At 61.8% G+C, this 14855-nt stretch carries 17 protein-coding genes; 8 read left to right on the top strand and 9 right to left on the bottom strand.

What is annotated here, in order from left to right; all coding sequences use genetic code 11:
- Positions 1-107 precede the first annotated feature (107 nt).
- The 5 genes from OMP43_RS12695 to OMP43_RS12715 all read right to left on the bottom strand — a co-directional run bounded on the left by OMP43_RS12695 (position 108) and on the right by OMP43_RS12715 (position 5563).
- Entirely contained in the window at positions 108-728 is a 621-nt protein-coding gene (locus OMP43_RS12695; protein ID WP_021245235.1) for a response regulator, read from the bottom strand.
- A gap of 344 nt (positions 729-1072) precedes the next feature.
- Positions 1073-1366, bottom strand: coding sequence for a hypothetical protein (locus tag OMP43_RS22830; RefSeq protein ID WP_021245236.1), 294 nt, complete (start codon positions 1364-1366; stop codon positions 1073-1075).
- A 320-nt stretch (positions 1367-1686) separates the two neighbouring features.
- Complete coding sequence (locus OMP43_RS12705) at positions 1687-2571, bottom strand: ribose-phosphate diphosphokinase (RefSeq protein ID WP_021245237.1); 885 nt, start codon at positions 2569-2571, stop codon at positions 1687-1689.
- Entirely contained in the window at positions 2568-4106 is a 1539-nt protein-coding gene (locus OMP43_RS12710; protein ID WP_021245238.1) for a thymidine phosphorylase, read from the bottom strand. Before OMP43_RS12710 ends, OMP43_RS12705 begins: the two co-directional genes overlap by 4 nt.
- Positions 4103-5563 (bottom strand): MBL fold metallo-hydrolase RNA specificity domain-containing protein, encoded by a 1461-nt coding sequence (locus OMP43_RS12715; protein ID WP_021245239.1) that lies wholly within the window; start codon positions 5561-5563, stop codon positions 4103-4105. The genes OMP43_RS12710 and OMP43_RS12715 overlap by 4 nt, the downstream gene beginning before the upstream one ends.
- A 252-nt stretch (positions 5564-5815) precedes the next feature.
- Here OMP43_RS12715 and OMP43_RS12720 point away from each other — a divergent pair, with 252 nt between their 5' ends.
- Complete coding sequence (locus tag OMP43_RS12720; protein WP_013039078.1) at positions 5816-6079, top strand: DUF2933 domain-containing protein; 264 nt, start codon at positions 5816-5818, stop codon at positions 6077-6079.
- Entirely contained in the window at positions 6076-6819 is a 744-nt protein-coding gene (locus OMP43_RS12725; RefSeq protein WP_084391110.1) for an isoprenylcysteine carboxylmethyltransferase family protein, read from the top strand. Before OMP43_RS12720 ends, OMP43_RS12725 begins: the two co-directional genes overlap by 4 nt.
- Positions 6820-7635: 816 nt before the next feature.
- Here OMP43_RS12725 and OMP43_RS12730 read toward each other — a convergent pair.
- Positions 7636-8046 (bottom strand): hypothetical protein, encoded by a 411-nt coding sequence (locus tag OMP43_RS12730; protein ID WP_062787950.1) that lies wholly within the window; start codon positions 8044-8046, stop codon positions 7636-7638.
- Positions 8047-8549: 503 nt separating this feature from the next.
- Between OMP43_RS12730 and OMP43_RS12735 the strand changes: the two genes are divergently transcribed.
- On the top strand, positions 8550-8888 hold the full coding sequence (locus tag OMP43_RS12735; protein WP_024270007.1) for a hypothetical protein: 339 nt from the start codon (positions 8550-8552) through the stop codon (positions 8886-8888).
- Between the two features lie 11 nt (positions 8889-8899).
- Here the strand turns inward: OMP43_RS12735 and OMP43_RS12740 are convergent, their stop codons facing one another.
- A complete protein-coding gene (locus tag OMP43_RS12740; RefSeq protein WP_062787946.1) occupies positions 8900-10195 on the bottom strand; it encodes a hypothetical protein in 1296 nt (431 codons plus the stop codon).
- A gap of 108 nt (positions 10196-10303) precedes the next feature.
- On the opposite strand from OMP43_RS12740, the gene OMP43_RS12745 reads away from it, so the two are divergent.
- Positions 10304-11284 (top strand): lytic transglycosylase domain-containing protein, encoded by a 981-nt coding sequence (locus tag OMP43_RS12745; RefSeq protein ID WP_280280040.1) that lies wholly within the window; start codon positions 10304-10306, stop codon positions 11282-11284.
- Here the strand turns inward: OMP43_RS12745 and OMP43_RS12750 are convergent.
- Together OMP43_RS12750 and OMP43_RS12755 are read right to left on the bottom strand one after the other, a co-directional pair.
- Positions 11271-11858, bottom strand: coding sequence for an XRE family transcriptional regulator (locus OMP43_RS12750; RefSeq protein WP_174544809.1), 588 nt, complete (start codon positions 11856-11858; stop codon positions 11271-11273). The two genes, OMP43_RS12745 and OMP43_RS12750, sit on opposite strands and share 14 nt — an antisense overlap.
- 102 nt (positions 11859-11960) lie before the next feature.
- Positions 11961-12425, bottom strand: coding sequence for a hypothetical protein (locus tag OMP43_RS12755; RefSeq protein WP_174544808.1), 465 nt, complete (start codon positions 12423-12425; stop codon positions 11961-11963).
- A gap of 381 nt (positions 12426-12806) precedes the next feature.
- Here OMP43_RS12755 and OMP43_RS12760 point away from each other — a divergent pair, with 381 nt between their 5' ends.
- The 4 genes from OMP43_RS12760 to OMP43_RS12775 are packed head-to-tail and all read left to right on the top strand — an operon-like array spanning position 12807 to position 14854.
- A complete protein-coding gene (locus OMP43_RS12760) occupies positions 12807-13127 on the top strand; it encodes a TrbC/VirB2 family protein (protein ID WP_062787943.1) in 321 nt (106 codons plus the stop codon).
- Between the two features lie 59 nt (positions 13128-13186).
- The gene (traL, locus tag OMP43_RS12765; protein ID WP_062787941.1) at positions 13187-13477 is read left to right on the top strand and encodes a type IV conjugative transfer system protein TraL; all 291 of its coding nucleotides are present in this window, start codon (positions 13187-13189) and stop codon (positions 13475-13477) included.
- A 1-nt stretch (position 13478) separates the two neighbouring features.
- Positions 13479-14045 carry a type IV conjugative transfer system protein TraE gene (locus tag OMP43_RS12770; RefSeq protein WP_062787940.1) on the top strand — a complete coding sequence of 189 codons (567 nt, stop codon included), beginning with the start codon at positions 13479-13481 and terminating at the stop codon, positions 14043-14045.
- Entirely contained in the window at positions 14042-14854 is an 813-nt protein-coding gene (locus tag OMP43_RS12775) for a type-F conjugative transfer system secretin TraK (RefSeq protein WP_305082636.1), read from the top strand. Before OMP43_RS12770 ends, OMP43_RS12775 begins: the two co-directional genes overlap by 4 nt.
- The last annotated feature ends 1 nt before the right edge of the window (position 14855 follow it).

Below are 14855 nucleotides of genomic sequence, written 5' to 3' on the forward strand. Positions count from 1 at the left end.
TTCCGCCAAAAGCTGATGAACACCGTCGATGCATCCCAGCAGGCACTATGTCCGCGCCATCAGGTGACACGCAGAGATTCAACCGCAGCAGCCCTGGCCGCCTTTACCTACAGCGGCCTTCCCATTCCAGCCGCAAAGGCGATCCGCAAGGTTTCGGCAAGGGTACGGACTCCAAGCTTGGACATGATGCTCGCGCGATGGACTTCGACCGTCCGTGAAGAAATGCCCAGATCATAGGCGATGGTCTTGTTCGGAAGGCCTTGCGCAAGGCCTTCGAGAACATCCCGTTCGCGCGGTGTCAGTAGATCGACCTGTCGGCATGCCTCGGCTTCTTCGAGAGCGCGCCCCTCGGCCGTGTCGATGCGCGCGAACGCTCGGTCTATCGCATCGAGCAGCAGCGGCCGTTCGATAGGTTTGGCCAGGAAATCGACAGCACCCGCCTTCATCGCTTGGACAGCAAGCGCAATGTCTCCGTTGCCGGTCAGCATCACGACTGGCATGCTTATATCCATCTGCGTCAGCGCTGCCTGAACCTGTAGACCGTTCATGTCCGGCATGTGCATGTCGAGAACGATGCTACCTCTTTCAGCTTCATCTGCAATTTTCAGAAAGTCGACTCCCGAGCCATAGGTCTCGACGGCAAATCCCGCTGTCCTTAATGTGAATCCTACAGCTTTCCTGATTGTTTCTTCGTCATCAATGACATGAACGACGCGCTTGCTCTCCATGGCCCCCCGGACGTGTTGGCATTGCTGCGCACCCCAGCGGGCACAGCTTCAAAGGGGAGACCTTCTACGGGTAGGACCATGGTCCAAGGTCAAGGCCGAAATACCGCCGCATCACAACAGGCAAGGCAGGTGCTCGGCGAGAGGGGGGTAAGCGACCCGGCATCATGTGCCGAACTTTGCGAGATGACCGCTCTTGCGAACGGGGCGGCGCTCCCTCTGGTCTCCCGGCGGCAAGGCGCCGCAAGACGCTGCCGCCGGGAGTGGGCACGCCTCTTGGGGGATGAGCGCGCTGGTTGCTCCTAAGCTCGACGCGTCATGTTGTCATGGCAAGAAGCTGATAATCGCTATTCTGTGTCAGCAGCGCGCCGTAACGCCGATGTCCGGGGCGGATCGCAGCTCCGCTCGCGCGCCGCTACGGCACGGCGAATCCGATTCAGCACGAACCGGTGATCATAGGGTTTTGAGATCGAAGGCTGATCATCGCAGAGATCGCCCGCCTTCCGTGTCGCAGTTTCGATATTCCCGGCGAGGATGGCACCGATACCGGGTTGTTCCTGACGAACCAAGGATGCCAGGCCCGCGCCGCGCTCAGCGCGATCGAGCCAGCGCAGCGCTGCCATCACATCGTCGACCGGCACCGGGATGCTGGCGGGCGACGGAGGGCCGGTTGGCCCTCGACGGCGGAGCGATCGGACGCCCAGGATGCAAGGATGGCGGGCTTCACTTCGGGCTCAAGCTGCGGGTCCGAGCAACGATGAAGGGATCAAGGAAAGAGCGTGTGTGCGACATGACATATCCTCCTTTCCTGCCGCGACTTTCTCCGAAAGCGAAGTTCCCGGAAGATTGGTTCGGGCTCGTGTAGGGTCAATGGATGGGAATGCGCCCGGCGTTTGCCGGGCGTTCGTTTTCATCGTGCATTGAGCATTGAGTACTGAAGAACTGACGCGCAGCGCACCGTTCAAATTCCGTGACGAACGGCCTCCGCAATCGCCGGCATCACGTCGATATCATTAGAGGTATGCGCAACAGCGTTCGTGCTGACGATCCTCTCGACGAGCCCACCCAGGACTTGCGCTGCATCGCCGGCGAAAAGCGGATGCACGACCACGCAATCCGGTCGCGCGAACCCCATGCCGACCAGCTGGCGCGCCGCCTCGGCGAGGGTCCGGCCGGATGAGGCGATATCGTCGACCAGCACCGGCTGGCGATCGAGAAACGCTGGGGCATTCGGAATCGAGATGGTGACGTCACGGTCGCCGGACCGGATTTTCTCGCACACGAGAAACGGAGCATCGGCATCGGCCGCCACCTGCGAGACCCACTGTTCGCTTTCCAGGTCCGGACCGATGATCAGCGGACGAGCGACATTGCGCTTGATCCACGAGGCCAGAAGTGGCGCGGCATGAACAACCTGGGTCGGGATGCGGTAGATTTCCGACAACGCATGATAGCGATGGAGATGCGGATCGACCGTCACCAGCCAGTCGAGATGGCGGGACAGAATCGCGGCAAAGGTTCGCGACGTCACCGCCTCGCCGGCATGGAAGCGTATGTCCTGGCGCATGTAAGCGAGGTAGGGGGCGACGAGCCCGATCCTGCGAGCGCCCAGATCGCGCGCGGTGTCGGCTGCGAACAGCAGCGGCAACAGCTTGGCGTCCGGATGATCGAGACTCGACAGCAGGATGACCTCGCGGTCGCTGACGTCGCTTACGACCCTGAGATAGGTTTCCCCGTCAGGAAACTGACGATGCTCGATCGTGCCGACCTCTGCATCGAGCGCGGCGGATAGCGGCTGTGCCAGGGCCTCGCTGCCAGGCAGCGCGAACAGCACGGGACGGTTCATAGCGCTTCAATCCCGAAGATCGGCCCGTCGCTCACCGCATAGGCCGCCGCATAATCGAGCTCGCCCGGGCTCTCGGCATGAATGGTGCACAAGGGAGCCCCGGCATCCACCATCTGGTTCAGCCGACACTGCAGCGCGACGCCGGCGGCCTTGGCCATCGGCGCGCCGGCAAGCTTCGCGACCGTCGCGAGCTTGCGATTGTCGATACTCACCAGGCGGCCGCTATAGGGAGCGATCATATCCTGTTGGAACCGGGCGACCGGTGGAGCCCGCATGCCGCCCTGCGCTTCGCAGATACGTTGGAACTTGGCCCAGGCCCGGCCGCTTTCGAGGCACGCCCGCGCACGCGCATAGCCTTCGCCGGCCGGGGCTGCGTCCGCGAGCTCAAGCAGTCCTCCCGCCAGCTCGCAGGCCCGGTGGGCGAGATCCTCGGCGCCCGGCTGCCCCTGGAGCACGGCAAGGATATCCTGCGCCTCGAGCGCCGGACCGATGCCCCGTCCGATCGGCTCGGCGCCGGGGCCGCGCATCACGCGCGTGCGAAGCCCGAAGGCTTGGGCGACAGAGCTCAGCGCCCGCTCGAGCGTGTCGGCGGCATCGGCTCCGCGTACCTTGGCGGTCGGCCCGACCGGGATGTCGATGACCAGATGGGTCGCACCGGCCGCGATTTTCTTGGACAGCACCGAGGCGACCATCTGCCCGACGGCATCGATATCGAGCACCCGTTCCACGCCGATGATCACATCGTCGGCAGGGCTGAGGTTGACGGCGCCGCCCCAGGCGATGCAGCCGCCTTCGCGCTCGACCACCTTGCGGATTGCGGAAACGTCGAGGTCGACAGGTGCCAGCACCTCCATCGTGTCCGCCGTGCCGGCCGGCGAGGTGATCGCCCGCGACGATGTCTTGGGCATGATCAGGCCCTCCGCGGCCATGATCGAGACGATGATCGGCGTGGTGCGATTGCCCGGCAATCCACCGACGCTATGCTTGTCGACGATGACCGTTCCGGGCCACTGCAATCGCTCGCCGACATCGACCATCGCCCTGGTCAGGCTGATCGTTTCGTCCGTATCGAGCGGGACCGCTGAGCAGGCCGTGACGAATGCCGAGAGATGGACATCGCTATAGCGTCGCTCGGCGATGTCGGTGATGATCGCTGAAAAAGCCCCGTCACTGAGACGATTGCCATAGATACGCCGACGCACTTCGGCGAGCGAGGCGAGAGGCTGGGCGTGCGCGATCTCGACCGGATCGCCCTCGCTGACGCCGAGCCGCTGCCATGCGGATTCCGAGAGGCCGATCTCGCCGGGCGCTGGAGTCTCCGCGGAACTGTGCAGCAGCGAGACGACGATTTCCCGCCCGCCGGCGCGCAGCGCGACCTGCGCGCGGGACGCAAGACCTTCCGAGCGGCAGACGGGACAGTCGTGGCGCATGACCGCGATCAGATCGCTACCGGCACCCGACAGGCCGATGCGGCGTGCCCGCAGCGTCGTCGCGACAGACTCTGCTTCGGCGTTCTCGATGATCCCGGGCTTCACGCGAGCATGCCCCAGCTACCCAGCGCCGGTACGCTGCATGCCCAGCCCAGTTCCTCCGAGACACGCTTCGCCAGGACGTGGGCGCCGGTCGGCTCGCCATGGGTGACATAGACGTGGCGCGGGGCCTCGTGCAGCGAGCCGAGCCAGCGCATGAGCTCGTCGCTGTCGGCATGCGCCGAGAGCATCGTCAGGTTGGCGACCTCGGCTTCGACCGGGATATACTCGCCGTGGATCTTGATCGTCCGGGCGCCGCCGATCATGGCGGCGCCGCGGGTGCCCGCCGCCTGGAAGCCCGAGAAGAGGATGAGGTTCTTCCCATCCGGCGCGAAGCGCTTGAGATGGTGGAGCACGCGGCCGCCCGTTGCCATTCCGCTGGCCGAGATGATGACCTTTGGGGCGGGGTTGGCGGTGAGTTCCTTGGATTCCTCCACTTCGCGCACATAGTGCGCGACGCTGCACGCCGCTTCGCACTCGGCGCGGGCCAGGCGATGCTCGTCCATGAAATCGCACATCAGCCCGCTCGCGTTGATCGCCATCGGGCTGTCGAGGAAGATCGGGATGTCGCGGAGGCGTCCCTGCGCGCGCAGACGCGAGAAATGATAGAGAAGCGACTGGACCCGTCCCACGGCGAAGGCCGGGATCACCACCGTCCCTCCTCTCTCGACGCATCGTTCGACATGATCTCCAAGCGTCTTTGTCGGATCGACCTGCTCGTGGCGCCGATCGCCATAGGTCGATTCCACCAGGACATAGTCGGCGCGCGCGGGCGGCTCGGGATCTTTCATCACCGAATCGCCGTAACGGCCGATGTCGCCTGAGAAGAGGATTGTCCGCCCCTTCCAGTCGATCTCGATCGACGCCGCGCCGAGGATGTGGCCGGCGCGATGATAGCGCACCCTGATGCCGTCCGTGACTGCATGCCACGCTCCGAACTCGATCGGCCGGAAGAGCTGCAATGCCAGACGCGCGTCAGCCTGGGTGTAGAGCGGCAGCGCCGGCTGGTGCCTGGAGAAGCCGTGCCGGTTGGCGAACTCCGCATCCTTTTCCTGCAGATGACCGCTGTCGGGAAGAAGGAGCTCGCACAGGGCCGCGGTCGCCCGGGTGGCAAGGACGGTACCGTCCCAGCCCAGGCGCGCCATGCGCGGTAGCGCGCCCGAGTGATCGAGATGAGCGTGGGTCAGCAGGACTTGGCCGACATCGGCGACTTCGGGTGGAATTGGCGCCCAATTAAGGCGGCGCAGATCCCTGGGTCCTTGAAACAGGCCGGAATCGACAACGATCTGAGTTTCACCATCGTCCACCAGATAACGCGACCCTGTGACCGTTCCCGATGCGCCGAGAAAGGCGACGCCGAGACCATCGGCCGGGCGCTTGGCCAGATCGATCCTTGCTTCGCGCTCAAGGACGGTCACGCCGGACTGGTTGCGGGAATGGTGCCGTTTCTTTCTCTTGTGCATGGACGCGGGCCTGCCTCTCACGATTATGTTCGTGAGCGCAGCATTGGTTCGCGGACGCCGCACGCCTATACGCAAAAGCCGCAGCACGACTGCTGCTCCCCGGCAGCTGCGTCGCGCGAACGCCGGTGGCCGATCCGATCGATCACCTTACCCATGCTTGCGCGATGTCCGGCGGACTTCGGTCTCTACTTATACCTTGCTCCTTGGACTCGAGCCTATGCAGGCTGGACGTTGACTAGAAGAGAACGGCATATGGGCGAACATGACCATCGCATGCGCAAGCGCGGCAAGATCGTTCTGATCGGCTTCCTGCTCGTCGCCAGCTTCTTCCTCATTACCGAGCATACCGCGCACTTCCTGGGTGTGCTGCCCTATCTCATCCTGCTCGCCTGCCCGCTCATGCACCTGTTCATGCACCACGGCCAAGGTGGGCATCAGCATGGCCATGAGCCCGGCCAGGCACCCGCCGGCTTGCCGGCCAATCCCAACGGCCGCATCGAAGGAGAGTCGCGATGACGCACGCCGACTATGGCTATGGTCTGTGGGGGCTCGCGCTGGTCAATGCCGCCGTTTTCATCCTCTTTGCGTTCAGCTTCTTCAAGCCGGCAACGCGGCGCGACTGGCGCAGCTTCGGCGCGTTCAGTGCGTTCATCGTCGCGCTCTTCGCCGAAATGTATGGCTTCCCGCTCACCATCTTCCTGCTGTCGGGGTGGCTCCAGTCGCATTTCCCCGGCGTCGACTGGTGGAGCCACGATGCCGGCCACCTCCTGGAGATGATGTTCGGCTGGAGGGTCAACCCGCATTTTGGCCCGTTCCATCTTGCCAGCTTCGTGCTGATCGGCACGGGCTTCTGGCTGATCTCGGCCGGATGGGCGCCGCTTCACGCAGCCCAGCGCGTTCACAAGCTCGCGACGACGGGAATCTATGCCAGGGTCCGCCATCCGCAATATATCGGGTTCATCCTCGTGATGCTCGGTTTCCTGGTGCAATGGCCGACGTTACTTACGCTCGCCATGTTCCCCGTGCTGGTCGTGATGTACATCCGGCTAGCCCGGCATGAAGAGAAGGCGGCGCTCGCAGAATTCGGGAATGAGTATCGCGACTATATGGCACGAGTGCCAGCCTTCGTTCCCCGGCTAACGCCTCGGCCCGCGCGTCCTGTCCGTTCATCCACGCCCTTGGAGAGGCAAGGCGCGGCTCGATCGGGGGCGGAACAGGCTTTAGCCAAAAAGCACGATTGGCCGCGCCGAGGCTGAGGGGTTGGGCGTCGGGGTGCGTATTACATTCGAGCGATGGAGCTTACGCCGATCGCCATCGCATCACGGCACGTTGATTTGAGATGCGGCCCACGCTCGTTTCGGCGGATCGCACGGAGGGAAATCTGTTATGCCTTTCGATGCGACGTTGTTCATCAAAACTCGGATTGCGCCGGCCGTCGAAAGGTGCACCCGCGCCCCGAAACAGTCTGCCGTCAGCCGGATGAACACATGCCGAGGCGCCCTTAACCTCCGCTTGGAACTAACGCTCTCGCGGCTCGCACTCTCGTCTCAACACTTTTTCCGTAGCGGATAACCAGCCCCTCTGCCGCACCAGGATCGGGTGCTGCGGAAGATCTGGCGCAGTCCCGCCGCCTCCTTGATGTTAAGAGAGTAATTGGATGGGTATCGAGACACAGAGCCAAGTTCATCGATCAATAGACCCCGCTGCAGCCGACGCGATATTTCAAACCCTGAGCGCACGTTGGGTGTTGCACATCCTGGTAGCGCTGAGCAAAGACGATCTCCGCTTCACGTGCCTTCGCCGAGAGATACCGAGCATCAGCGCCAATGTGCTTACGGTCCGCCTGAGGGAACTGGAAGCGGCATGTCTGGTCTCGAGGACGACTTCGCCGCCACCGGATTCCTATCAACTTTACGGACTGGGGCCGTTGGCACATGGGTTGCGACCGGCGCTGCAACATCTGGAGCAATGGAGGATACAGCTCGGTGTATTCGGCAAGACCTAGAGCTCCGATGATTCCATCGTGGATCGGAGTCGATTGCCGCGCCTGCGGAATGCTCGCCGCCCGTCACTCAATGCTCGGGGAGAAGGACCGCCGCAACCTCGCGATAATCGACAGGGTGGATGCGGTCTTTTGATTGAAAGCGCGCAAGATCCAGGGTTTCATCGCCAAACGTCACCGCGATCGAGTTTATGAGATAGGCGCGCGTCCGTGAATATGGCAGGATCCAGATCGCTCGCTGGGTGGGAATATTTTGGCGAAGTCTGGTAAGTTTGAGTGCCAGCAGCCGGCTCGGCTCATCATTCGACCCGACAGCGAGCAGCGTGGTCCCGTAGAACTTGTTCGGGGTTCGCCAGGACAATATCTGGCTGACCGTCGCCCGCTCCTCGACCAGCTTATCACATTGCCCGGCATATCGGTCACCGATCGCCCGTGACATTCCGACACCGATGCTGTCGCCAATGATAAGGCACGCGAACATCGAACATCCTAATAAAGACAGGTTTCAGGGCCACCCGCCTCGCCCGTCATCGACCGTGCAAGTGAGCCAGCACCTCTTAGTCTTTCATGGGCAGAACGCGCGCTGCAAGCGCTGAAATATCGGCTTCCCCAAGAATGTAGGAGGCGCCCGTTTCGGAAAAGAATAGTTGTACGCGCTCTTCCTCTGCGGTGGGCGGGCAGATTGGCGCCGTAGAATGACTGTCACTCCAGGAAGCGTCGACAAACTGAACAAGCTCAGACCAGGCCTTGATACCGTCGTCGTGAATCGTGATGCGTTCCCGTCCACGAAATAGGATAACAAGCACTGATACCTGCATGATACCTTAACGGTTGATGTGTATGGTCGATGGCTTGGCACGGTCCTCAGGCTCCTGACCGTGGTAGGCCGAGTACAGGCCGAGATCGCCGAAAATCGTCTCCGATTTGGAGCGATGCTGCATTATCGGTCGCTTCCCCTCGTGAAGGGAAGGGTGTTTGTGAGCCATGGAAGATGGCGGGAACGAGACCATTCCGTCGAATGTTACAAGCAAAGCGGATGGAGATTTGTGGATCGTGGCACATCTTTCGGCCGTGGAACTTCACAACTGGATCGCGCTCTATGCGGCGGCAGGGGTCTGCTGCGCGCTCGGGATGATCATGTCCCTGGGGCTCATTCTCGTCCAACTTTACCGCGAGCAGGCGTGGGCAACGCTCACTACAGGGCGCGGCCTTCTCCTTTTCATCCCTAATACCTGGTGGCGATGGCAGAAGCTCTACCTGCTTTCGACCCCGGTAACGCTTGGAATTGTGGGCGCCTTCGCCACGACATTGGCCTGGACTTAGCGCCATGCAGTCTAGTTAAGTCGGTGCAGCGCTTCGGCGATGAGCCGCGCGACCTGATCATCCTCAACATCCCTCGGGGTGATCGGAAGGGCGGGGGCGATCTGCTCGAGTGCCCGCTGCGTAGCCGGCGTCGATCCGATGCCAGCGTTACGAGGCATTGCCTGGATCACAAGCTGTCGGATTTCGCCCGTCGCCTGCGAGCGCGCTTCTACAAGAAAATCCGGCCGACAGGCCCCGAGCGGGGTCAGACGATCAAAGATCGGCTTCTCGAGAGCCAGATCGACGCCTTCGCGTGCGAGAACGCGCCTTGAGCGGAGAAGCGCTTGCAGCACTGCCCGCTCGAAATTGCTCTCGACCGGTATGAACCGCACGCCCGAATAGATTGGTTGGGCATAGGCACGCAGGGGCGCATAGCCGTGAGCTTCTGGATACTGTCCTATTACAACAATGACGAGATACGGCCCCTGGATCGAATTGTCGCGCACCGAGGGCGACTGGACGCGATTCGCGACGTCGATCGGCTCCGAACCGGCCGGGAAGATTGTCGAGCCCTGAAATGCCTTGGCAAAGAGGGCCAGAAACCCTTGCGGAGCGTGTCCGCGTGGCCATCGACGGCCGAGTTCGCGAATGCCGGCAAGGGCCCTTCTGCTGTGCAGGGCGTCCCCATGTGTCCAGAGCACTCGTCCCAGCTCGATGCCTGGCGCCACCTCAATCTTTGCCGCCGCGCGCGTAAGCGCCCTGAATTCCTCGCCGATCGTCCGCTCGGCGGTATCCTCCGAATATGGCGCCACCAAGTGCAGGCTAGCATTGTTCATCAAGCGCCAGAGCAGTCTTGCCAGCCGCGGTATGGACGCGTTGCGCGTGCGATCGTCACTCGCGTCGTTATCGGGGCGCTGTGCCAGCTTCTCCGGCGCAGGGCGGAGCACCTCAAAATAGCCGACCGGGGGATCGGCCGGCGTCAGCGGGTTGCGGGTCTGGGTGATGCGGTTGGTGACTTGGTCGCGGAAGAAGGGGCAAGTGGCGACGTGCTCCGGTCGTTTGGCGCTGGTGAGGCGACGCAGATAATAGGTCTCGGCCTCCGATAGAAATGCCGGCGTAAGAACAGGCGGAGTGCAATCGACACCGAGACAGTCGCAGGCAAGCCATTTGCCGCCGATGCGCGCCTGCTGCACCAAGGTGATTCCAGCATCCTCATCTTGGCGTGAGCCTTCGCCGACATACCAGCGGATCAGCGCGGATTGAAGCGTTGGGGGCAAGGGAATACGGGCGCCACCGAGCCCGCTGCTGTGTCGGTCAATCAACCACATGAGGCTGCCAATCGAAGCATAGTCGATAAATGCTTTCCCAGCTCGGCTCGGTTGACAACAAGAAACGGTTCGATCTCCACTTCGGTGATTGGTCAATCGGAGGTCGTTATGAGAGCGATACTGCTAATAAGCGCTGCCCTGATCAGCGGATCGTGCGCGACGGAAGCGGGTGCGCGTCCAAGCGAAAAATCCTCGAGAACGGCCCAAGTCATCGTGATGTCGACGGCGGCGGCGCCTACCAAGCGCCAAGGCGGGATCCCGCTGACGACCGGGACAGATCCGGATGGCGGCGAGCTCGTCCAGACGCTGGCTTCGGCACCGCTTCCTCCCGCGTTTAAAACGCATGATCTGAGCCGGCGCTGGGTAGCCTTTGAAATGGCCAGCAGCTTTGCTGCATCCGCTTTGCCGGTCGCAACCGAGACAAGGGATTTAGATCCATTCGCGCATGTCGGCGTCGCCACGATCCCAACCGATTCCGGCTTGTCGGCGGCTCCGATTGCCATCCCACAATGGATGAACGGGGGGGCGGCATTTGCGACCGCCCCCCGACGCATTTCGGCTCGCTGTCCCGCGTACGGCTATCAACCTGCCGGGTTTCTCGATGCAGGCACCGAGCTGAGACGGTCCGGCTACTATGGGATGATGAGCAGCATCGCCTGTGAATATGGAATACCGGTCGGCCTGTTCGACGCGATGATCATCAGAGAAAGCCGGTACGACGCGGGCGTCTTTTCCCCAAAAAGGGCATTTGGGCTGACACAGCTCATGCCCGACACTGCGGCGGGGCTTGGCGTGAATCGCTATGATGTCGAGCAAAATCTCCGCGGTGGCGCTCTCTATCTGCGTCAGCAACTCGACAGGTTCGGACAGGTGCATCTGGCGCTGGCGGCCTATAACGCCGGTCCGGGGCGGATCAGGAACGGAGCCTTGCCCAGGATCGCCGAGACACAGGCCTACGTCGAAAACGTCCTGCTTAACTGGCGCCGCTTGCTGGGATTCACGCCACCGAATTTGTCCCAGGACGTGAGGGCTTTGTCGGTCTTGCAAAGGCCGACGATAGCCCGAGCGGCGACGGTCACGTCATATTAGGGAGCAGCGGCTCAAACAAGTCCGTCGCCATTGCCGACATCCAGAGCAGAAGGCTCAGCGTTGATATGTGGGCAAGATGAGCGCGTCTCGCCATGACGGCACCCACCTCTTTGACCAGTTTCTCCACAACGGCCTGCCGCAGCGGGCCAGCCCATTCCTTGCGCACTTCGGTCCCGTCCATGCCCTCTATCTCGTCGAGCGCAGCCACCAGCATCGACGGCAGACCCTCGAAGAGTTCCGCGAGCATCGCGATTGATGTCTGGAAACGCTCGTCAAGGAAGAGCTTTGGATTGCGATAGGTCTCTACGGCGATGATGGCTTGGATGATATTGATGTCCAGCGCGTCGAGGATCTGCTGGAATTCAAATAGATACATGGCTGCCCGTTTGGCGGGATCATGATGAAGCAACAGTCCTAAGCGGGTCTTGCTGATACCTGTCTTGAGCGCCAGCTTACGCTGTCCGATGCCATGCTCCGACATCGCTTCAAGGATCAGCGGGATGAAGTCCCGCTGATCGGCGCCGGCTGAACAACAGCCTTCGTCCGAGGCCTCGATATGGGCAAAGGATGACAAATTACCGTCTCCTGTTGCACGTTCGGTATGAAACGAAACACAGGGGCAGCTACTAATCAACCCTCGGCATGGATGTGCGGTTACGATCAGCGTGGCCGTTAACTATCTGAATGGGACCACGTTATCTGGCGGATCGTCGTCGCCGGCGGGCTGTGAGGAGGAGACGCAAGCGGAACTATCCAGCCCAATTCTCTGAAGTATTTTCGCCGCCTTCTGATCGACAATGTAAAGAAACAGCATGATCGAGAGGGTGTCGCCCAAGCTGATCTCAGAGCCTAAGCCCTCCGAAATAAGACGTTTTGCTGCATCGAGGCTGTCTGCGCTCGACTTCGTGATTGTGAGATCGATGCGGATATCACCGGTAGTGGGTATTGCCGACAGATGATCGCGAATTGTCCTCGGATCGTGGGACTCCAGCGCACAAGGTAAGTGGACACGCGCCGCCAACAGGCTCTCAAGGGTCTGGTAGCATCGGGTCTCGTTCGAGCGGAGGCGCAGGCTCTCCGTCGTCAGATTGAACAGGTGCTCCGAAATGTTGAGCGCGAGCGTGCACTGATCTCCCGTCATCGAACCTGCACCAGGCTGTCCTTCATCAGCATGTCTTGAGTGCTCATATCGTCGACAAGAATTCTGCCCGGCCGACGGGAATTCACCGACTCCGGTTAGCGAATCTAACCTGAGCCATCGATGACGGCAATTATCAGCGCATATGCCGACTCGGGAAGTGGCCTGCCCCGGAAAAGGGGGCGGCTTGCCCCGACGTCTGGGGCATTGTGCCCCGCAGGCAGGGGCATGCCGCCCCGCAAGGCGGGGCGCCTCCTTGAACCGTTCAAGATTCTTTCGCGAGTCGAACATGGTTGGGGGGAAGTTCGTTGCCGCCCGCCGTTTGACCTGACCACCTTTTGATTGGGCGCGGATCAGTCGCGTTCCGTTTGAAGGGAAACTCTCATGCAGACTGTCCTCAAGTACAGCGGTCGTGCGGAGCTGGCGGTTCTCGCCCTCATCGCACTGGTGATCGCGCTGCTTCTTCTTGCCGGACCGGCCTTCGCCGGTGCCGACACCACGTTCGATACCGCCCTGACGAAGTTCACCGACTTCCTCGAAGGGTCGGGCGGCAAGATCATTACCGTCCTGTCGCTCGCCGGCGGCATCGTCGCGCTGGCATCGGGCCGCTTCTCGATGGGCCAGATCGCAATTCCGGTCGGCGTCGGTGTGGGCGCCGGGACCGGCATTCCGATCGTCACTTCCACCGTCACCGCAACGATCTGAACAGTCCAAGGGGCGGCCGGAATAGCAGATTCGGTCGGCCTGCGGGGGAGGGTGGTGTTATGGCCGCGGACAAGTACGTCATTCCGTCTCATCTGGATGATCCTGAGCTAATCGGGCTGTGGACGCTGGATGAGTTCCTGGCGATGGTGATTCCATTCGTCTGGGGTATCCTGTCTCAGCATATCCTTATCGGCATGTTGCTTGCGGGCGCTGGCTGGTGGGGACTGAAGAAGGCTAAGGCAGGGCGGGCGACCTCCTGGCTGCTGCACATGGCCTATTGGCATCTTCCGGCCGGCTTCACCGGCATGAAGGCCACGCCACCCTCCTATCTCCGGTTGATGGCGGGTTGAGATGGAGATTTCCTACACCCACGCCCAAAGCCAGCGAATCCTCAAACAGCGCAATATGCTGGTGGTCATTGCCGGCATCCTGGGTGCCCTTTGCGCGATCTTGGCGCTCATCACAGCTACTCGCGACCGTGAGGTGGTCCTTCAGCCAATTCTTGGATCCCCGCTGGTCGTGAACAGCGCCGGCGTGAGCCGAGAATATCTTGAACTGGTGACGCGCGACACGGCCGTGCTGACGCTCGACCGCAGCCCGGCGAATCTCGAATACTGGATGAAATCGGTCCTCGATATCACCGCGCCTAGCGCGCAGGGGAAGATCCGCGCCGACCTCATGAAGATCGTGAACGAACAGCGCGGATCATCGATCGCGCAGTTCTTCACCATCCAGCAGATGGAAATCGACCCGAAGAACCTGTGGTCGACCGTTACGGGCGATCTCCACACGATCGTCGGCAACAAGGTCGTCGCCAACGAACGTCGAACCTTCCGCTTCGATTGGCAATACTCCGGCCTGTCGCTGAAGCTTGTCGGCTTCGGAATGGTGACGACCGGCAAGGAAAAGGATCAGTGATGTCGGTCTATGCGATCGGCAGCGCCGCAGTCGGCGTTGTCTTCCTCTCCCGCGTCTACTGCGTGTTGAGCCGTTGCTTGGGCGCCGGGCTGGTGGCGTTGAGCTTCGTCCTGCTCGCCTCGCCGGCATGGGCGGATCAGACCGTCATGGCGGCGGATGGCAGCCAGGTGGACTGTGCCGCCTCGGCGAAGGATCTCACCAGGATCAGCCTTGTCGAAGACGAATTCGCATCGGTCTCGAAAATTTCGACAGGCAACCCGCAGGACGACTTCTCGGTCGTGAACGAGCCCGTGCGCGGAGATATCTACCTGTCTGTGCCCGATGGCTTCACCCGTCCGGCGCTCTCCTTCTTCGCCACGAGCAAGCGCGGCTATGTCTACAAGATCGTCTGCCGGATAGCTGGCGATCAGGCGGTGCAGCTGTTCATCTCGAACCCCGCGATCGCCAAAGCGAAGTCCGACGAGAATGGCACGCCAGAGGTGGCGGTCGCCGCCAACCCGCAGGAGGCCGCCGTCGAGCTCGTCCAGGCCATGTATTCGAACAGTGTCGCCGACGGCTACCAAATGCGCCAGCGCACGCTGCGGCCGGTCTACGTTGGCAACCTCAAGGTCCAAATGATCGCTGAATATCGGGGGTCGGCTCTGACCGGGCGGGTGCTGCGCATCGAGAACCGCGGCCCTGAACCCATCACGTTGAGCGAGGCGACGGTCGCGCCGACCAGTGCGCTCGCCGTCTCGATCGCCGAGCCGAAGCTCGATCCTGGGAAGGTCACGACGGCCTATCTCGTCTCACAAACCGGGAGGCAGTGAC

It is taken from the genome of Sphingomonas sp. CBMAI 2297 (genome assembly GCF_029870595.1).
In the GTDB taxonomy this organism is placed as follows: Bacteria; Pseudomonadota; Alphaproteobacteria; order Sphingomonadales; family Sphingomonadaceae; genus Sphingomonas.